Source organism: Hyalangium minutum, from assembly GCF_000737315.1.
GTDB lineage: Bacteria > Myxococcota > Myxococcia > Myxococcales > Myxococcaceae > Hyalangium > Hyalangium minutum.
This window is the reverse complement of the sequence record NZ_JMCB01000001.1, coordinates 529853-548852: the sequence shown is the minus strand read 5'-3', so window position 1 is coordinate 548852 and position 19000 is coordinate 529853. Positions and strand designations below refer to the sequence as shown.

The following is a 19000-nucleotide window of genomic DNA, read 5'->3' as shown; positions in this document are numbered from 1 at the left end:
CGGCGCATGAAGTCCGTTGGCGAGCGCCTGCGCAGCCCCTACGTGGTGTGGGGCGTTGGGCTCGGGGTCGTGGCCCTGGTGGCCGGCCTCGCGCTGCTCGCCACCGCCGCAGAGGTGCGCACGCCGGTGGAGCTGAGCCCCGTGCCGTACTCGGGCTCCGCGTCGTGCCGGCCGTGCCATCCGGACCACTACGAGAGCTGGCGCCGCACGTTCCACCGGACGATGACACAAGAGGCCACGTCCGAGGCGGTGCAGGGCGACTTCAGCGGGGTGAGCTTCACGTACGCGGGGGTGACGTCCCGGTTCTTCCGAGACGGGGAGCGCTACGTCATCGAGACGCTGGACGGCGAGGGCCGCCTGCGCCGCCAGGAGGTGGCGCGCACGGTGGGCTCGCGGCGTGTGCAGCAGTACCTGGTGCGCGAGGCGGACCGCTACATGCGCCTGCCGGTGGCGTGGGACATCGAGGCACGGCGCTGGTTCCACCTGGCGGGCGGTTTTCTGGATCCGGATGGCACGGACTTCAACGCGCACCGGGCGCTGTGGAACGCCAACTGCATTTTCTGTCACAACGTGAAGGCGCGCCCAGGCTACGACTGGCAGCGCAAGCAGTTCGACAGCCACGTGGCGGAGCTCGGTATTGCCTGCGAGGCCTGCCACGGACCGGGCGAGACACATGTGTCCCGCAACGCGTTTCCGGTGCGGCGCTACTACCTGCACTACTCGGGCAAGGTGGATCCGTCGATCGTCAACCCGGCGCGGCTGGAGCCGCTGCAGCGCATCCAGGTCTGCGGCCACTGCCACGGCCAGCGCATGCCGTCTCCGGTGGAGCGCATCCGCGAGTTCCTCTCCCAGGGAGACCCGTACACGGCGGGGGACAACCTCTCGAGCTACACGCGCCCTCTCTATAAGGAGAGCCACCTGGAGGGCGTGGACGTGGCGCTGCGCTTCTGGGGCGATGGGACGCCGCGCCTCACGGCCTACGAGTACCAGGGCCTGCTGATGTCCAAGGACTTCCAGAAGGGCGGGCTGACGTGCCAGCACTGCCACAGCATGCACGGTGGAGACCCGAAGGGGATGATCACCGAGGAGAAGCGCGGGCCCGCGGCGTGCCAGGAGTGCCACCCGTCCATCGTGGCCAAGGCTGCCGAGCACAGCCGGCACCGCGAGGGCTCCACCGGCACGGACTGCTACGCCTGCCACATGCCGAAGATGGCGTACGGCATCATGCGCATCCACCCCACGCACCGGATCCAGGTGCCGGATCCCTCGCGGGCTTGGCGCCACGAGATGCCGGAAGCGTGCACGCTCTGCCACACGGACCGGAGCGTGAAGTGGGCGGCGCAGAACCTGAAGCAGCAGCAGGGGCAGCCGGCTCCGGAGCTGCCCACGGACTCTTCGTTCGAGGTGGCCGAGAGCGTGAGGACGCTCCTGTCTGGGGACGTGGTGCAGCGCGCGGTGGCGGCGACGGCGTTGGGCGAGAAGCGCAGCGCCACGGGCTCGCCGCTGGCCCGGCTGTGGGCCGTGCCCTTCCTCTTGCAGGGGATGGAGGATGACTATGCGTCCATCCGGCGGATGTCGTGGCTCTCGCTGGAGACGCTGGTGGGACGGGCGGGAGAGGTGAAGCCCGCGGTGGCCACCTCGGCGGCGCAGCTGCCGCGCTTCGCGCCCCAGGCCACGCCCGAGGAGCGCCAGCAGGTGGTGCGCAGCTGGCGGCAGTGGTGGGCGGCGCTGGACAAGGGTGATATTCCCCGCCCGGACCCGGCGGTGCCGCTGGATGCCGCGCTCGAGCCTCTGCCCGCTACGGTCGAGCAGCTCTTGCGGAAGCGCGCGGCGCAACCTCCCATCCAGATAGGCGAGTGACGTGACGACCCAGAACAAGACGGAGGCTCCCGCGGCTCAGGGCCGCGCCCGCGTGCATGCCCGGTTCGGGTGGACGCTGCTGCTCGTCTCGCTGGTGTTCGGGACGGTGATGGAGGCGCTCGAGGCCTTCCGCTGGGCTCCGCTCGTGCGGGACGCGTGGATGCAGCGGCTCTGGTCCCTGGCCCACTTTCACGGCGCGGCGTTCGGATTGCTGAACCTCATCTATGTGCCGTGGGCGGACGCTCCGGCGCTCAGCGAGGGCCGCCGCTCGAGTTCCTCGCGGATGTTGAGGGCGGGCAGCGTCGTGATGCCGCTGGGGTTCCTGCTCGGGGGCATTGGCCACCTCGAGGGAGATCCGTCCATCGGCGTCTTCCTGGCGCCCGTGGGGGCGCTGTTCATCCTTTATACGGTGGTCCTTCAGACGCTCGCGGTGTGGCGGCGCTCGACCTGATCGCAGCACGCGGGAATGAGGGCCCCTGGGGAATGGCGCGGGGACTCTATTCTGGACGGAGGTGAAGCACCTTGTGGAGGAACTCGCGGGTCCTCGGCTGGGACGGCTGGGAGAAGATGACCGACGGTGGGCCTTGCTCCAGCACCGTGCCCGCGTCCAGGACGACGACGCGGTGAGCCACCTCCCGGGCAAAGCCCATCTCGTGCGTGACGACGAGCATCGTCATGCCCTCGCGCGCCAGGCCCTGCATCACCTGGAGCACCTCGTCCGCCAGCTCCGGGTCCAGCGCCGAGGTGGCCTCGTCGAAGAGCATCACCTCCGGCTCCATGGCCAGGGCGCGCGCAATGGCCACGCGCTGTTGCTGGCCTCCCGAGAGCCGGGCTGGGTACTCGTCCTTCCGATCCAACAGCCCCACGCGCTCCAGCAGCCGCAGCCCGAGCGCCTCGGCCTTGTCCCGGGGTATCCGCTTCACTCGCAGAGGGGCCTCGATGACGTTGCCCAGCGCCGTCATGTGCGGGAACAGGTTGAAGCGCTGGAAGACCATGCCGATGTGCGTCCGTTGCCGATCCACTTCGGCCTCGGGGCGGGGCACGAGCCGGCCGTCCCGGTCCTGTCGTCCGAGCAGCTCGCCCCGGAGCCAGATGCGCCCCTGCGTGGGCTCCTCCAGGTAGTTGAGGCAGCGCAGGAGCGTGGACTTGCCACAGCCGCTGGGCCCGATGACGACGACGACCTCGCCCTTGGCCACCTCCAGGTCGATGCCCCGGAGCACCTCGCGCTCGCCGAAGGACTTGCGCAGGCCCTCGACTCGGATGATGGGCCCGCTCATGTGCCTCGCGCCTCCAGCCGCCGCTCCAGCCGCTGGGCCAGCGCGGACAGCGCGACGACGATGATCAGGTAGCCGATGGCCGCCCACGCGTACACCTCGGGGCGCAGGTACGTGCCCGCGAGCTGCTTCGTCTCGTAGAGCATCTCCGGCAGCGCGATGACCATGACGAGCGAGGTGTCCTTGGACAGCGCGGCCAGCTCATTGACGAGCGGAGGGATGATGCGGCGGAATGTCTGCGGAAGGATGACCCGGCGCATGGCCAGCTCGTGGCTCATGCCGAGCGCCCGCGCCGCCTCCATCTGTCCCTTGTCGATGGACTCGATGGCGGCGCGGAAGATCTCCGCGATGTAGGCGGCGGCGTTGAGCGACAGCGCCGTGAGCCCAGCAGCCATGGGGCCCAGCCGCACGCCCAACATCAGCGGCAGCGCGAAGAAGATGAAGAGGAGCTGGAGCAGCAGCGGCGTGCCCCGGAACAGGGTGATGTAGGCCAGAGCCACGCCTCGGATGGGACGGCGGCGGGAGATGCGCGCCAGCGACAGGAGCAGCCCCAGCGTGATGCCGAGCGCCCCAGAGCCCAGCGTGAGCTGCAGCGTCACCCCGAGCCCCTGGAGCACACGGGGCAGCACCGTCTCGCGGGAGAAGACCCAGAAGCCCTGGGGCTTCACCGCCTGCCCCAGCTCGCCGCCAAACCAGTGCTCGGAGAGGCGCTTCAGGGTTCCACTGTTTCGGATGTCCTCGAAGGCCCGGGCGATGGCGGCGGTGAGATCGGCGTCCTGCTTGTTGATGGCGATGCCGATCGGTTCGGGCTCGAGCGCCTGGCCGGTGATGACGAAGGTGTCATCCCGTCGCGCGAAGAAGCGGCCCACGGGCTCGTCGATGACGATGACGTCCGCCTGGCCGGACTTCACGGCGGCGAAGCACTCGGTGGCGCCGGGGAAGGGGCGGATCGCCTGGACAGCCACGCCGCGCTGCTGAAGCTGCTGCACCCACCGCTGTGAGGTGGTGTTCGTCTGGACGGCGACGCGCTGGCCCGCGAGCTCCTCCTCGGTGCGGATGTTGCGGTTCCGAGTTGTGACAAAGACCTGGGACATGCGCGCGTACTCGACGAAGTCCACCTGCTGCTCGCGCGCGGGGGTGATGTTCATGGACGACAGGATGATGTCGTATCGGCCCGAGGTGAGCCCGGCGAGGATGCCGTCCCAGTCCATGACGACGAACTCGGCGGTGACGCCGAGCCGGCGAGCAATCTCCCGGGCGAGATCGACGTCGAAGCCCACGGGCTGGCCCTTCTCCAGGAACTCCATGGGCGGGTAGGTGGCGTCAATGGCCACCCGCAGCACGCCTGCAGTCTGGATTCGGGCCAGGGCTCCACCTGGGGAGGCGCCCGGCTGGCCTGAGGGGCTGTTTGACGCCTCGGCGGTAGCGAGACCGGGCAGCAGCAGCCCCACCAGCAGGAGCCATCCCACCACGAGTCCCCAGCGACGAGGGCTCACGGAGAGAGCAGGGGAGATGTCCACAAGGCGGCCGGCCATCGTGGACATGCATATCAGCCTAAGGAGGCGGCGGGGCGGGCTCCGGGAGCTTCTTGCGCACTCGTGCATGCACCTTCGAGTCCTGGTCTGCTCCTTCACCTCGCTGATAAGTGGCGATGTTGTGTCCCCAGGCTCTGACTCATGGGCGTACCAACACTCCGACCCGTGGGCCCGTCACACCGCGTGCAACCTCGTGATACATACTCGCGCGCGAGTGTTCATCAGGAGACCTCTGAGGTGATGGAGACACAGCTGGGTTTTCTTTCCAGCTGAGAAATCGAGAGCTGCCGAGCGCGCGTACAAGCGCTCGCATCCTCCCCGCCTCTGCGTATACGAGTCCCCACGAATGGTTCGCTACGGCTTAATGGGCCGTGCCCGTTAGTACTGGGCGCAGCTCGACCCTCACCCTAGACCGATCCGGAGAATCTCATGTCCGAACAGCACACTCCCAGCAGCGGCACGCGCTTCCACCCGGGCGTTCTCCTGCCTCGCGGCAACAACGCCGTGGCGACAAGCCGCTTCGAGGAACTGACACCGGGCTCGCTCGTGAGCGAGACCGACACCGAGGCCGTGACCCTTGCCGTGGAGGAGATGCGCATGTACTCGCCGAGGTCTCCCGTGGATCGGTCCACCTTGATGTGGCTCGGTCCTCCCGCGGTGCTGGGGGGCGAGGTGATCTCCGGCTCGCCGGAGCTCTATGGCCGCTTCGACTTCCGCGAGGGCAACGTGGCCTCCGGCATCTTCATGGCCACCTCCGGACGGATCCGCGTCACCTTCCCGTTCACCGAGCACGCCACCATCCTCGAGGGTGAAGTCACCCTCACCGATGAGACGGGCCAGAGCCAGACCTTCAAGGCGGGCGACAGCTACTTCATCCGCCAGAACCAGGTCATCCTCTGGGACGTGAGGAGCGGCCACGTCCTCAAGAGCTTCTTCAACATCACCCGGTAGCTCAGGCCAGCCCGCTCTCGATGCGGGACACCAGCATCTGCAGGGCCGCCCGCTGTGCCTCGGCGAGGCGGCCCTTGTCGTCACAGTGGGTGAGGAGCTGTCCGGCCGTCTCGCGTGCCATGGCGGCCAGCGGTGACACCGCCTCCAGCTTTCCGGTGAGCTCGATGAGCGAACGCAGCGTGGAGGCATCGTCCCGCACGTTCTCCAGGAAGCGGATCTTCTCCTCGGGCCGCGCGCACGTCTCCCGCACGAGCCGCTCCAGCCAGCGGGCTGTCGCCTCGATCTTGGGATAGTCCAGCTTGTCCGGCGTGTCCTCGGGCGTGTGGTAGTGACGCCAGCGCCCGTTGGTCAGGAAGAGGAACGGCACATTGCGGCGCCAGAAGCCCCAGTAGTCCGAGAGCGGAGGCACCGTCTCCGCATCGAACCGCCGGACGACGACGCCTTGCTCCGCCCGAGAGAGGCGATCCACCAGCGCTCCGGTGCCTTCACTCCGCTCCGCCCCGAGCGCGAACACCCACTGGCTCACCTCCGCGGGCACGCCCTCAGGGCCCACCGCATGGCCCACCAGGTCCATGCAGACCATCAAGTCGATGCGGTCCAGCGGTACGGTGGGGTGACGCGCGTAGTACTCCGAGCCCATCTCCTCCGAGAGGAAGTGGGGCATCTCCTCGCTGTCGAACGCGGCGAACAAGACACCTCGGCCCTTCGGAGGGTTCTTTCGCAGGGCCCGCGCCACCTCCAGCAGGATGGCCACCGCCGCCGCGTTGTCATCCGCGCCGTGATACGTGTGGCCGTCGTGGTGGCCCAAGTGATCATAGTGGGCCGCGACGAGCACCCACCGGTCTTGCTCGCCCCGGAGCGGCGCGAGGATGTTCGCACCGCCGCAGCCCGGCACCGGCTGCTCCTCGGGCTCCAGCCCCGCGTCCCGGAAGGCCTGTGCCACGAGCGCCCGCGCGGCCTTTCCTCCTGCACTGCCGGGGGCGCGGCCGGCACACTGACTGGAACAGAGGCTCTCGATGAAGGAGCGAAGGGACATGGCGATGGGCCCGTGTTGGGAAGGAGAGATCAGCGGTTGATGCGGAACGTGACGACGGTGCCCGCGTGGTCCGAGGGCCAGAGGCCCGAGGGAGTCCGGTCGCCCAGCTCGTCACCCACGACTTCGGCCGAGACCGGCTGGAGGCCGTCTCCGGCGTAGAACATCAGATCAATGCGCTCGTCGAATCCGGAGGTGTTGGTGTCCAGCAGCTTCTCTCCGACGCAGCACGTGAAGCCGGAGCCAGAGCCCGCCACTGTCCAGGCATCGGTGTAGCCCGCCTCGGAGAAGATGCCGTAGGCGGGGGTGGAGCTGCCGGGGCCGGTGTTCAGATCGCCCACCAGGATGAGCGGCTGGCGGAAGCCCTCGAGAATGCCGACGAGCTCGTGGGCCTGCTCCTCGTTGGCGGGCATGAGGCCTTCGAGGTGCGAGTTGACGAAGGTGAACTTCGCGCCGTCCACCTCGGCGTCCACCTTCGTGAAGCCGCGCGTGAAGGTGACGGTGCTGCCGCCCACGGCCACCTGCGCGTTGTGCACGTAGTTCTGCTCTACCGCCTCCGACGTCTGGACATCGCCGCGCGCGAGGATGACGTCGTAGTCCGTCAGGCGGATGTCGGTGAGGTCGCTCGGGTTTCCCGAGAGCGCCGCCGGCAGCTCGGCGTCCCCGTTCTTCACCCGCGCGGCGACGCGGTAGTCCAGCCCTCGCTCGCGGAGCTTCGCCTGCAGCAGCCCGAGGAAGTCGTACGAGTCCACCAGCGCGTTCACCGCCCCGTTGGAGAAGAAGTCGCTCGGGTGCTGCGTCCGGTAGAGCGACACCTCCTGGAGGCCCACCAGCGCTGGCTTCTTCGCCTCGATTTCCGCCGCGAGCGCTCCGGCCCGCTCCGGGAAGTTCGTCGCCTGCACCGTGGCGTAGAGCTGCGCGGCAACGCTCGGCACTTCCTGCCGCGTCTTGGCCTGGGAGAGCAGGAAGATGTTGGCCCCCAGGTAGACGTTGCGCGTCATCACCGTGACGTCGACCGGGCCTGTGGGCTTCGAGTCGTCCTTGCCACAGGCGGAGACGAGCAAGGCGGAGCAGGTGAACAGGGGAAGCAGCAGGTGCGGCCTGCGACGCGGGGAGGAGTTCATGGCTCTCGGGGGAGGGAGGAGGGACAAGCCCCTGGGCGGGGCGGGTGCGAGGCACCTCGCGCGAATCTACCAGGAGCACCCGAGCGGGAAAACGGAGGCCCAGCGCTCCAGGCGGGGCGAGGAGACACTTGCCGCCAGCCAGCTCCCACCCGAGACTCACGCGCGTGAAGCCTGGCGACGCGAGAGTCTCCCTGGTCCCCCGCGCTCCCGTGGCGCTGGGGCTCACCGCGTTGATGCTGGTGCACCACTTCGGCCTGTGGGCCTGGACGGCGTTCCGCCGCGGGTTCCCGTTCCTGGAGGCCATCGACCGCTGGGACTCGCACCTCTACACCCGCATCATCACCGAGGGGTATGACCCGGCGCTGCGCGCCTTCCTTCCCCTCTACCCGGGCGTGGTGGGGGCGCTGCGCACGCTGCTGGGAGGCACGCTGCCGCCCCAGGTGATGGGCTGCGTGCTGTCCTCGCTCTGCTTGCTGGCGTTCGTCACGTGGGTGTCTGCGCGGGGGGCCCGTGCGGTGGAGCCTTCTCCGCTCGAGCCGCGCACGATGTGGGGCTGGTTCTTCTTCCTCTACAGCCCGGCCAGCTTTGCCCTGCATTCGCACCACACCGAGGGCCTCTTCCTGCTCTTGTCCTTCGGTGCCCTGGCTTGTGCCTGGGAGAGGCAGCTCTGGCGCACGGTGGCCTTTGTCGCGCTCTGTGTGTGGACGCGCAATCAGGGGGTCTTCGTCGCCATCACCGCCGCGCTCCTGGTGGCCCGCACTCCAGGGCCGTGGCTGGGTCGGCTCGCTCGGTTCTCGGTGGTGGGTGGCGCCGCGCTCCTGTCCTTTGGTGGGTTCCTTGTCTTCTTGTGGCGAGAGACCGGAGATCCGCTCGCGCAGCTGCACGCCCAACAGAACTGGCACCACGTGGACTCGCTGTGGGGCGCCCTCCGGGGGCTCTGGTTCGGCAACGAGTGGCACCAGCCGGGGTGGTGGCTGGGCCTGCGCAACCTCTTCGGCGCGGTGTGGCTCGCCGGCTCCATTGCGCTGATCCGCCGGAGCAAGGTGCTCGCGCTGTATGGGTTGCTCGGACTGCTCGTCATGCTGCCCCAAGGAGATCTGGGCAATGCGTTCCGCTTCGGCGCGGTGATGTTCCCCGTGCTGTTTCAGGTGGGCGACTGGCTCGCTCGGAGACCGACCTGGCTGCGGTGGTCTGTCGCGCTGCTCGCCCTCTGGCTCAACCACAAGGTGACGCACGCCTTCTCCATCGGCTCCTGGGCCTACTGATGGAGTCGGGCCGGCTCGGTGTATGGTGCCGCGCCTTCGCCGTATTCCTTCTAGGCACTGGAGAAGAAGCATGAAGCGCGTTGTGAAGATCGCCGGGCTGGGCCTCGCGGCCCTGGTGGCGGTGCTCGTGGTGGTGGGGTTCTTCCTGCCTCGCAAATGGCACGTCGAGCAGGTGGTGCTCGTCAACGCCGGGCCCGAGCACATCTACCCGCTCGTGAGCGATCTCAAGGAATGGCCGTCCTGGGCCGCCTGGAACAAGGACATGGATCCCGAGGTGAAGTGGGAGTACGGCGGCCCCGCGTCCGGGCCGGGTGCGTGGTGGTCCTGGAACGGTCCGAAGATGGGGCGCGGGAAGATGACGATCACCAAGAGCGAGCCCGGCTCCGGCGTCTGGGTGGACGAGATGATCGAGACCGACAAGGAAGTGAACGCGAAGGGCTCGCTCACCTGGACGACCCAGGGCGGGGGCACCCAGATCACGTGGGTGGATGAAGGCACGCTGCCCCCCGTCATCGGTGGGTACTTCGTGGGCTTCATCGAGAACATGCTGGCCAACAACTTCCAGACGGGCCTGACGAAGCTCAAGGCCGCCGCCGAGCAGCGCAAGGGTGCGGCAGCGGCGGTTCAGGCGGAGCAGGAGGGGACTGCTGTTGCGGCTCCGGTGGCCGCGCCCGCGACTCCCTGAACCTTGGTATTCTGGGGGTATGACGCTCGCGGCTCCCGGTTCATCCTCCTCCCGCGCTCCCTCCGTGCCGTGGCTGGAGGAACTCGACATCCTGATCCGGGCTCGCTACCCGTTGCTCTATCTGGTGTCCTGGGAAGAGCACCGGGTGGACACCATCCTGTCCGAGCTGGCCCGCTCGCACAGCAAGGCGCTCTTCCATTGGTCCATCACCCGAGGGCTGCGCAACGTGGGCGGCTCTCGGACCCAGATCAATCCCGACGACACGCGCAACCCCATTGATGCGCTGGCGGCCATCGAGAAGCTGAACGAGCCGTCCCTGGTGGTGCTCAAGGACTTCCACCCGTACCTCGAGGACAAGGGTGTGGTGCGGGCCGTGCGCGAGCTGGCCCACTTCCTCAAGAGCACCTTCACCACCGTCATCATCCTGGGCCCCACGCTCAGCATTCCCGTCGAGCTGGAGAAGGAGGTCTCCGTCATCGACGTGCCCCTGCCCGGGTACAACGACTTGATGAATCTCCTGAAGGAGATCGTCGCCGTCGTCCGCAAGGGCAACAAGGCCACCGTGGAGCTGTCGCGCGAGCACGCCGATCAGATCATCAAGGCGGCGCTCGGGCTGACGCTCTCCGAGGCGGAGAACGCCTTCGCCAAGGCCATTGCCCACGACGGCAAGCTGGGTGTGGATGACATCAAGCGCATCCAGGACGAGAAGCGGCAGGTGATCCGCAAGAACGGCCTGCTCGAGTACTACCCTCCGGACGAGACGCTGGGAAACGTGGGCGGCCTGCAGAACCTCAAGGCATGGCTGGGACAGCGCACTGCCGCCTTTGGAGAGCGCGCCCGCCAGTTCGGGCTGCCCGAGCCTCGCGGCGTGCTGCTGCTGGGTGTGCAGGGCTGCGGCAAGAGCCTCACCGCGAAGGCCATCTCCGCGCACTGGAACCTGCCGCTGCTGCGGCTGGACATGGGCCGCATCTTCAGCGGGCTCATCGGCTCGTCCGAGGAGAACCTGCGCAAGGCCATCCGCGCCGCCGAGAGCGTGGCCCCCGTGGTGCTCTGGGTGGACGAGATTGAGAAGGGCCTGTCGGGCGTGGCCTCCTCCAGCACGGGGGACAGCGGCGTCTCCGCCCGCGTCTTCGGTACGCTGCTCACGTGGCTGCAGGAGAAGACGGCGCCCGTGTTCGTGGTGGCCACCGCCAACCGGATTGAAGGCCTGCCTCCCGAGGTGCTGCGCAAGGGGCGCTTCGATGAGATCTTCTTCATCGATCTGCCCGAGCAGGCCGAGCGCCGGGAGATCTTCCGCATCCACCTTCACCGGCGGCGCCGGCCGCCCGCGAACTATGATCTGGAGGCGCTGGCCACGCTGTCGGACGGCTTCAGCGGCGCGGAGATCGAGCAGGCGGTGATCGCCGGGCTGTACGAGGCTTTCGCCGAGAGCGTGGAGCTCGCGCAGCCGCACTTGGTGCGCGCCATCCGGGAGACGTTCCCGCTGTCCGTCACCATGCGAGATGAGATCTCCCGGCTGCGCGTGTGGGCCAAGGGGCGGACCCGGCCGGCATCGGTGCACGGCGGCGCGCCGGAGGTCGGGCGATGACGTCCAAGTTCTCCCGCTTCCTGCACCTGGAGCGCTCGCGCGGAGAGCGTCCGAAGCCGGAGGAGCCTTCCCAGCTTCAGAGCGGCAGCCGCTTCGAGGCGCTGGCGCGGCGGGGCGAGGCTCCCCAGGCGTCCGAGGTGCCCGAGACCCACCTGGAGCGCTTCCGGGGCGAGGCGCCGCTGGCGTTGGCGCCCGAGGCCTCGGGAGAAGAGCATTTCCCGCGTTGTGGCCGGTGCGAGTCCGAGAACGGCCGCTATGACGACACGTGCACGGTCTGCGGCGCGGACCTGAACACTCCCCAGCAGCGCGAGTACAACGAGCGGCTGAGACAGTCGCGGCAGTCCGAGGCGCAGGCTCAGGCGCAGGCTCACGCGGAGTGGCGCCAGCAGCAGGAGGCTCAGCAGAAGCAGGAGGAAGCCGAGCGGGCGGCGCTGAAGGAGAAGCTGCGCAATGAGCCGTGGGGGAGAGGGGGACACGAACTGGAGAGCACTCCGGGCATGTGGCTGTTGGGGTTCATCCCCATCAGGTGGGTGCGGTGGGCCATCGCCGGGGCGCTCTGCCTCGTGCCCTTCGTTATTGCACTCACGGGCGGCAGGGACGGGCGGCGCCTGGCCGCGGGGCTGGGAATCATCCTCGTGTTCCTGTTTCTTCCCTTCAATTCGAAGGGCCGGAACGGGCTCTGAGCTGGACCCCGAGAGCACGCCATGAATGAGCGGCAGCCAGCGCGGACGAAGCCTCCGGCACAGCAGGAGGAGCGGGGCCGGGAGCGGAGTCCGAACAGCGTGCAAGCGCGGCCGCCGGGAGTTCGCACGGCGCAGCGTCCTCCGGCCTCCAGCGATGTGAAGGAGCGGGTGGCCCGGGCGTGGGCGCGGCACCCGCTGGTGGCCATGGCCCGGCACCGGCGGCGGCTGACCTTCTTCACCGGGCTGCACAGCATGTTGAAGGCGGGCGTGCCCCTGTCGATCGCCTTCACTGAACTGTCGAGGGGCGCCGACAAGGATCCGTTCCGGCGCGCCATTGCCCAGGTGGGCGCCGCCATCTCCCAGGGAGCGGGCCTCGCCGAGGCGATGCGTCGGCATCCCGTTTGGTTCGAGCCGCAGGTGGTGGCGGCCATGGAGGCAGCGGAGGTGTCCGGGACGCTCGAGTCTGCGCTGGCCGGTGTCATCGAGCGCATGCAGGAACTGCACAAGCTGCGCTGGCGCACGCTCTCGATGTGCCTCTATCCCGCGTACCTGCTGGTGGCCTTCCTCATCGGCGGCGCGCTCCTGGATGGGGCTGGGAGCGTCCAGGAGGCGAAGTCCCTGGATGTGCTCCCGTTGGCGCTCACCGGCTCGCTGTTCGCCCGGCTGCTGAAGGTGACGGGGATCGCGCTGACGGCCCTCTCGTTCCCGCTGCTGCTGGCCGCGCTGGGCGTCGAGGATCGCTGGGCCGAGCTCCGCCTGCGCCTCCCGTTGCTCGGGGGCTTCTACCGGAAGACCGAGGCCAGCCGCTTCTGCCAGGTGCTGGGCTCGTGCCTGGGGGCAGGGTTGGACGCGGCGCGCAGCCTGCAACTGGCATTGGAGGCCACGGGGAGCGCGAAGCTCCAGTCGCGCGCGGGGGCGGCGGTGCACCGGCTGCGGAGCGGTGCCTCGCTCACGGACGTGGTGGAGTGGCTGGACGTGCTCGACGGCGAGGGCCTGCGGCAGGTCGCCACGGCGGAGCGCACGGGCCACCTCCCGCCGCTCCTCCAGCAGCAGGCGAAGTCTCAGGCCGAGTCCGGGCTGCGGACCCTGCAGGTGCTGATGGTGATCTGCATCGTCATGCTGGTGTCGTTCCTGGTGGTCACCAACATCCTGCGGATCTTCGAGTCCCAGCGGGAGTACTACCGCAGCCTGGAAAACCTGGGGCGCGGCTAGCGCTTCTGGGTGCGCACGACGATCACGTCATCCACGTAGGCGGTGCCCTCGGTGGACAGCGACACCAGCAGGCCCACGCGCTTGTCGTTCAGGTCCTCCTCGATGCTCACCGTCTGGGAGGCGTGCTGCCACTGAGTGGAAGCCGTCACCTGGATGCAGGGCCCGGTCCATGGCTCGTCTTTCATCTGCAAGCACAGGTTCACCTGCTCACCCCCGTGCTCGCCGCGGACGCGAGCCTCGATACGGTACTTCTCGCCCTGGAAGACGGGCTCCTGCAGCATCTGCTTGAGGGTGGTGAGGGCTCCCGAGGGCCCTCGGGTCAGCGCCAGGCCCGCATAGCCGGAGCTCCGCCCGTCCGGCGTGGTCCACGCGCGGCCTTCCTCGGGCACGTCCGCCCAGAAGGTCCACAGCCCGAGATCGCTCTCGAAGGAGGCATTGCGGAGCAGGTTGCCGTCCTCGTTGTCGGCGTCGCCTCGAGCCACCTCAACCCAGAAGGCGGACACATCATCCACATGGACGGTGGAGTCGTCCGAGGTGGCGGTGATCATCGCCGTGGTTCCGCCGCCGCCATCGGGGATGAGCACCAGCCGGTCCACCGTTCGCCAGAGAGGCTCGGCGATGACGTCGAAGCTCTGGCCGTGAAAGCTGACGTTGACGCGCTCGCCACCCTGGGCGCCTCGGATGCGGGCCTTGAACTGGAAGGTCTGCATGGCGCTGTGGCCCGACGTCTCCTGGCCCACCATGAAGCCCCAGCCGCCCTTGCCCTTGTGGAGCGCCATCCCGGAGGAGCCAATGTCCGCGGCTGCGGGGCTCGTGCCGCCGGTGCCGCCCTCCGAGTCATTGGCCGTCCACCACGGGTCCAGCTTGCCCTCGAAGGAGCCGTTGACGATCAAGTTGGAGCTCTTGGCGACGGGGGCCTGGGGCTCGCCGCAGCCCTGCCACAGGCCCAGCGCCACGAGGCTCAACCACCACGGCTTGCGAAGAAGGGAGTTCATGGGTCTGCCTTTCCTTTCCAAGACGGGTGAGGCCCGCATGACACCGTTAGGGTTGGGCCTTCTCTCCGCTCACGCGGCGCAGCGCCTGTCGTAGGAAGGCGCCTCCCACCGTGAGCGGGTGGTTCAGGGCCGTAGCCAGCCGCCCCTTGAGGGTCAGCGGATCGTGGGCAATGCCGAGCTGCCGGAGGATGGTGGCCGCGTCGAAGTACACACGCTCGCACACCAACAGCTCCCCCTCGAAGATGAAGACGGCGCTCATCCGCGCCGTGAACGCGCGCCCCGTGGGTGGCAGCCCCCGGTAGTTGCCCAGGTGCGTCCCGTACAGCTCGAACTCGGTGATGATCGCGTTGTCCGCGTGGTGCAGCGCCAGCAAGCGGTTGCGCTGATCCGGGAACGCTCCGCGCGACTCCCGGAAATACCGCATCACCTCTTCGGGGCCGTCGTACACATCCCCCGTGGCCACCAGCTCGTAGCGCGGGTGGAGGAACGTCGCCAGTGTCGCGTCGAAGTCGAGCCGGTTCTCCGACTCGAAGTGCTCGCGAATGAGCGCCTCGCGGCGGGCGCGCAGATCATCGGACAGGGTCATGCTCGGAGACCCTACCACCGATCAGTTGCGCAACTCTGGCTCGGCCCAGTCCTCGGCGGTGAAGCGCCACAACTGTGTGCCAGGATACCAGTCCTGCGACGACAGGCCCGCCTTGCGTCGCAGAAACGCAAGAAACTCCAGCGGATTCGGCAGCTGCTTCCACATCTTCGGGATGAAGACCCCACGGTAGGGCCCCCACTGCAGCAGCGCCCCATCCATCCCTGGGCGCAGCGCCGCGATGGCTTCCTGCTCCGTCTTCACCTCCAGGGGCTCCAGCGGCGACAGCAGACTCACCTCGAAGCGCACCCGGTTCAGCTCGTTGCGCTGCAGCGGCTCGAAGCGTGGATCCCGATGGGCCGCTCCCCTCGCGTTGTGGATCAGATCCTCCGCCAGCGGCCGGTGAGCCTCCAGGCTGCCAATACAGCCGCGCAGCTCGCCGTCCTTGCGCAGCGTCACGAAGCAGGCCCCGGGCTCGTTCAGCCAGGGATCCTGAGGCACCTGGACCTGCGGACCTTCGAGTGACTCATCCACCGCGGCACGGGCAAGAGCAAGCAAGGTGAGGCCTCGGCTCATACAGTCTCCTGGGGCAAATCAAAGGCGAAGGCTCCGTAACCCACCACCCGGGAGCGGTCGCCCGCCGTATCTCCCGAGTTGCGCAGATCCAGCTCCTCGGCGCGCAGGCCTCGGCGCAGGGCCGCGAGCAGCAGGCCGCTCAGTGGAATGGCCCCGCAGGCCTGATCCGTGTCCACCTGCTCTGCGCCGAGCGCGAGGATGCGGTCCGCCGTCTCGCGGTCCACCTCGCGCGCTTCCTCATAGGTGAGGTAGTGCGAGAGATCCGAGCTGATCAGGACGAGCGTGCCCTCTTGCGCCCAGAGCTGCTCGAGGACCTCCGCCACCTGCTCCGCGCTGGCCGCACCCACCACGAGCGGCACCACCGGTACGCCCGGGAGGACGCGCTGGAGGAAGGGGAACTGCACCTCCAGAGAGTGCTCCTGAGCGTGCGCCAGGGCCGAGGAGGAGACCTGGGGAAGCCGTGCCACCGCAGCCGCTCCCTCCGAGTCCACGGGCAGCACTCCCAGCGGCGTCGCCAGCCCGTCAGTGTCCGGGAGCGCCAGGCCTCGGAGGCGGACGCGGTGTGAGGGGCCGAGCAGCACCACGCGGCGGAGCTGAGACGCCGCGCCGCGCAGCCGCGCATACGCAGAGGCGGCAATGGGCCCCGAGTAGATGTAGCCCGCGTGGGGAACGACCAGCGCCTGAGGCACCTTGCGGGGGCTCGGAGGTGCATCGGCCAGCAGCCGATCGAGGGTGGCGGCGAGTCGGTCCCGATCTCCCGGGTAGAACGCCCCCGCCACGGCTGGAGGACGTACCTTGATCATGACGCTCGGAACCTCCCGACAGGTTCGAAGTCTTCCTTCTCAATCATACAGCGGCTCCGCTGCACTCCTGGTGGGGGAACAAGCACGACCCGTCAGCTCTGACGCTCTGCGTGAAAAAATCCGGGTCGGCGAGCGGTTGACGCCTCTCCGGCCGACTGTCAGAAAGCTTCCGACGCGTTGACAGGAGAATCAATGGGCAACGAGCTTCGCTTCGACGGACGGGTTGCAATCGTCACCGGCGCTGGTCAGGGCCTTGGCCGCGCACACGCGCTGCTGCTGGCCAGCCGCGGCGCCAAGGTCGTCGTCAATGATCTGGGGGGCTCTGCCACGGGGGGCGGCAAGTCCTCGGAGGCCGCCGACAAGGTGGTGGCCGACATCAAGGCCGCGGGCGGCGAGGCCGTGGCCAACTACGACTCGGTGGAGGAGGGCGGGAAGATCGTCCAGGCGGCGCTCGATCACTTCAAGCGCGTGGACATCATCATCAACAACGCCGGCATCCTGCGCGACTCCTCGTTTCAGAAGATGACGGAGCAGGACTGGGAGCTGATCTACCGCGTCCACGTGCTCGGTGCGTTCCGCGTCACCCACGCCGCCTGGCCCCACATGCGGGACGCGGGGTTCGGCCGCATCATCTTCACCTCGTCCGCCGCGGGCCTCTACGGCAACTTCGGCCAAGCCAACTACAGCACGGCGAAGCTGGGGCTGGTGGGTCTGGCCCGCACGCTGGCGATCGAGGGCGCCAAGAAGAACGTGTTCGCCAACGTGATTGCGCCCATTGCAGGCTCGCGCCTCACGGAGACGATCCTCCCCAAGGAGGTGACGGACGCGCTCAAGCCCGAGTACGTGAGCCCGCTGGTCGCCGTGCTCTGCCACGAGGAGAGCCAGGAGAACGGCGGCATCTTCGAGGTGGGCGGCGGCTTCATGTCGAAGCTGCGCTGGCAGCGCACCGAGGGCGCCCGCTTCAAGCTGGGGCGCAACATCACCCCCGAGCTCGTCCAGCGGAACTGGGAGCGCATCACCGACTTCGGCAAGGCCACCTTCCCCGAGGACATCACCGGGGCGACGCAGCCGGTGATGGAGAACCTGGGCACGAAGAGCCGGGGCGGCAACGAACTCATCGATGTGGACGAGGCCCTGGGCTTCGAGTTCCCGCCCATCACCACGTCGTATGACGAGAAGGACTTGTCGCTCTACGCACTGGGCGTGGGCGCCGCGAGAGATCCGCTGAACCCGAAGGAGCTGCGCTTCGTCTACGAGAACCACGGGGATGGCTTCCAGGCCCTGCCGAGCTACGCCGTGGTCCCCGCGGTGAACGCCGTGCTCAAGCTGGTGGCCGAGGGCAAGCAGGCCCCCGGGCTCAACTACGGACTGGATCGCGTGCTACACGGCGAGCAGTACACCGAGCTGCTCCGGCCGCTGCCGCCGCACGCCAAGCTGCGCCACCAGGGGAAGGTCAAGGACATCTTCGACAAAGGCAAGAATGCCTTGGTCGTCACGGACATCCGCACCTTCAACGCAGAGACGGGCGAGGAACTGGCGCGCAACGAGATGACCCTCTTCGTGCGCGGCGCGGGCGGCTGGGGTGGCGAGCGCGGGCCCGCGAGCGACATCAACGTGCCGCCGGAGCGCGCTCCGGACGCGGTGGTGACGGAGAAGACGCAGGAGAACCAGGCGCTGCTCTACCGGTTGTCCGGAGACTGGAACCCGCTGCACGCGGACCCCGAGTTCGCCGGGGCATTCGGGTTCCCCAAGCCCATCCTCCACGGCCTGTGTACCTACGGCCACGTGGTGCGGCACGTGCTCAAGACCTTCCGGGACAGTGATGGGCGCTTCTTCAAGAGCATCAAGGTCCGCTTCGCCGAGTCCGTCTTCCCGGGCGAGACGCTGCAGACCGAGATGTGGAAGGAGTCCGACTCGCGCATCATCGTCCGCTGCAAGGTGCTGGAGCGCGAGAAGGTGGTGATCAGCAACGCCGCCATCGAGCTGCACACCGAGCTTCCCAAGGCCGCCCCGGCTCCCAAGGCCGCCCCGGCTCCCAAGGCCGAGGCCGCTCAGGCGTCCGCCGCCCCCGTCGTTCCGGCTGCCGCGCAGCAGGGCGGCCCCGGCAGTGCGGAGGTGTTCGCCGCCATCGGCCGCTACGTGCAGAAGCACTCGGAGCTGGTGGGCAAAGTGGCCAACGTCTACCACTTCAAGCTCAGCCAGCCGGACAGCTCCTGGACGTTGGACTTGAAGAACGGGCAGGGCAGTGTGACGCAGGGCGCGGTGGGCAAGGCCGACTGCACGCTGGACCTGACCGACGCGGACTTCCTGGCGATGACGTCCGGCAAGGCCGACCCGCAGAAGCTGTACTTCGGCGGCAAGCTCAAGGTCTCCGGCAACGTGATGGCGTCGCAGAAGCTGAACTTCCTCACGAAGATCGATCAGAAGGAAGTGGCGGAGGCGCCGAAGGCGGAGGCCCCCCATGCGGCGGACACCGCGAAGAGCAGCGGCGCCGGCTCTGCTCCCGCCATCTTCAAGGCGTTGCAGGAGCGGCTGGCGAAGAGCCCCGAGCTGGCCGCCGAGGTCAACGCCCTGATCCAGTTCAAGATCACCGCGCCCGAGAGCACCTGGGTGGTGGATCTGCGCTCGGCTCCCGGCAGCGTGACGCAGGGCACTCAGGCAGGCGCCGCCGCGACGCTGACGCTGGCCGACGAGGAGCTGCTGGCGCTGGCCAAGGGCACCGCTGCTCAGGAGCTCTACCAGCGGAGTAAGTTGCGGGTGGACGGCGAAGTGCGAGTCGCCCACCGGCTGGGGTTCCTCAAGAATCTGGTCTGACGCGCATCACGAAGGAGAG

17 protein-coding genes are annotated in these 19000 nt (G+C 68.4%); 9 read left to right on the top strand and 8 right to left on the bottom strand.

The features are described from left to right. The first annotated feature begins 6 nt into the window (after positions 1-6). Both DB31_RS01980 and DB31_RS01975 read left to right on the top strand, forming a co-directional pair. A complete protein-coding gene (locus tag DB31_RS01980) occupies positions 7-1860 on the top strand; it encodes a cytochrome c3 family protein (protein ID WP_044181156.1) in 1854 nt (617 codons plus the stop codon). 1 nt (position 1861) lies between these two features. Next, entirely contained in the window at positions 1862-2311 is a 450-nt protein-coding gene (locus tag DB31_RS01975; RefSeq protein ID WP_044181153.1) for a hypothetical protein, read from the top strand. 46 nt (positions 2312-2357) lie between these two features. Here DB31_RS01975 and DB31_RS01970 read toward each other — a convergent pair whose 3' ends face one another. After that, positions 2358-3137: an amino acid ABC transporter ATP-binding protein gene (locus DB31_RS01970; protein WP_044181151.1), complete on the bottom strand. Its 780-nt coding sequence runs from the start codon at positions 3135-3137 to the stop codon at positions 2358-2360. Next, positions 3134-4678 carry an ABC transporter substrate-binding protein/permease gene (locus DB31_RS01965; RefSeq protein WP_240486478.1) on the bottom strand — a complete coding sequence of 515 codons (1545 nt, stop codon included), beginning with the start codon at positions 4676-4678 and terminating at the stop codon, positions 3134-3136. Before DB31_RS01965 ends, DB31_RS01970 begins: the two co-directional genes overlap by 4 nt. Before the next feature lie 420 nt (positions 4679-5098). Here DB31_RS01965 and DB31_RS01960 point away from each other — a divergent pair, with 420 nt between their 5' ends. Then, complete coding sequence (locus DB31_RS01960; RefSeq protein WP_240486477.1) at positions 5099-5620, top strand: cupin domain-containing protein; 522 nt, start codon at positions 5099-5101, stop codon at positions 5618-5620. Position 5621: 1 nt separating this feature from the next. Here the strand turns inward: DB31_RS01960 and DB31_RS01955 are convergent, their stop codons facing one another. Together DB31_RS01955 and DB31_RS01950 are read right to left on the bottom strand one after the other, a co-directional pair. Next, entirely contained in the window at positions 5622-6656 is a 1035-nt protein-coding gene (locus DB31_RS01955; RefSeq protein ID WP_083967965.1) for a M28 family metallopeptidase, read from the bottom strand. Between the two features lie 29 nt (positions 6657-6685). Beyond that, entirely contained in the window at positions 6686-7777 is a 1092-nt protein-coding gene (locus DB31_RS01950) for an endonuclease/exonuclease/phosphatase family protein (RefSeq protein WP_052419651.1), read from the bottom strand. 164 nt (positions 7778-7941) lie between these two features. Here DB31_RS01950 and DB31_RS01945 point away from each other — a divergent pair, with 164 nt between their 5' ends. From DB31_RS01945 to DB31_RS51155, 5 genes are all read left to right on the top strand, one after another. Then, positions 7942-9042: a hypothetical protein gene (locus DB31_RS01945; RefSeq protein WP_044181145.1), complete on the top strand. Its 1101-nt coding sequence runs from the start codon at positions 7942-7944 to the stop codon at positions 9040-9042. Positions 9043-9112: 70 nt separating this feature from the next. Further along, entirely contained in the window at positions 9113-9727 is a 615-nt protein-coding gene (locus DB31_RS01940; protein ID WP_044181143.1) for an SRPBCC family protein, read from the top strand. A gap of 19 nt (positions 9728-9746) precedes the next feature. Beyond that, on the top strand, positions 9747-11315 hold the full coding sequence (locus DB31_RS01935; protein ID WP_044181140.1) for an AAA family ATPase: 1569 nt from the start codon (positions 9747-9749) through the stop codon (positions 11313-11315). Next, positions 11312-11998, top strand: a complete 687-nt coding sequence (locus tag DB31_RS44425) for a hypothetical protein (RefSeq protein ID WP_052419650.1) — start codon at positions 11312-11314, stop codon at positions 11996-11998. The genes DB31_RS01935 and DB31_RS44425 overlap by 4 nt, the downstream gene beginning before the upstream one ends. Before the next feature lie 21 nt (positions 11999-12019). Next, positions 12020-13210 carry a type II secretion system F family protein gene (locus DB31_RS51155; protein WP_044181137.1) on the top strand — a complete coding sequence of 397 codons (1191 nt, stop codon included), beginning with the start codon at positions 12020-12022 and terminating at the stop codon, positions 13208-13210. On the opposite strand, the gene DB31_RS01920 is transcribed toward DB31_RS51155, so the two are convergent. Genes DB31_RS01920 through amrB form a run of 4 tightly spaced genes read right to left on the bottom strand, consistent with a single transcriptional unit; the run spans position 13207 to position 16167 of the window. Further along, positions 13207-14205 (bottom strand): carbohydrate binding domain-containing protein, encoded by a 999-nt coding sequence (locus DB31_RS01920; RefSeq protein WP_044181134.1) that lies wholly within the window; start codon positions 14203-14205, stop codon positions 13207-13209. The genes DB31_RS51155 and DB31_RS01920 overlap by 4 nt on opposite strands. A 46-nt stretch (positions 14206-14251) precedes the next feature. Further along, entirely contained in the window at positions 14252-14791 is a 540-nt protein-coding gene (locus DB31_RS01915) for an ester cyclase (protein ID WP_044181131.1), read from the bottom strand. Between the two features lie 21 nt (positions 14792-14812). Beyond that, positions 14813-15364 carry an AmmeMemoRadiSam system protein A gene (gene amrA / locus DB31_RS01910; RefSeq protein WP_044181128.1) on the bottom strand — a complete coding sequence of 184 codons (552 nt, stop codon included), beginning with the start codon at positions 15362-15364 and terminating at the stop codon, positions 14813-14815. Beyond that, entirely contained in the window at positions 15361-16167 is an 807-nt protein-coding gene (amrB, locus tag DB31_RS01905) for an AmmeMemoRadiSam system protein B (RefSeq protein ID WP_044181125.1), read from the bottom strand. Before amrB ends, amrA begins: the two co-directional genes overlap by 4 nt. Positions 16168-16359: 192 nt before the next feature. Between amrB and DB31_RS45890 the strand changes: the two genes are divergently transcribed. Continuing rightward, positions 16360-18981: an SDR family NAD(P)-dependent oxidoreductase gene (locus DB31_RS45890; protein ID WP_063769178.1), complete on the top strand. Its 2622-nt coding sequence runs from the start codon at positions 16360-16362 to the stop codon at positions 18979-18981. Positions 18982-19000: the final 19 nt, after the last annotated feature.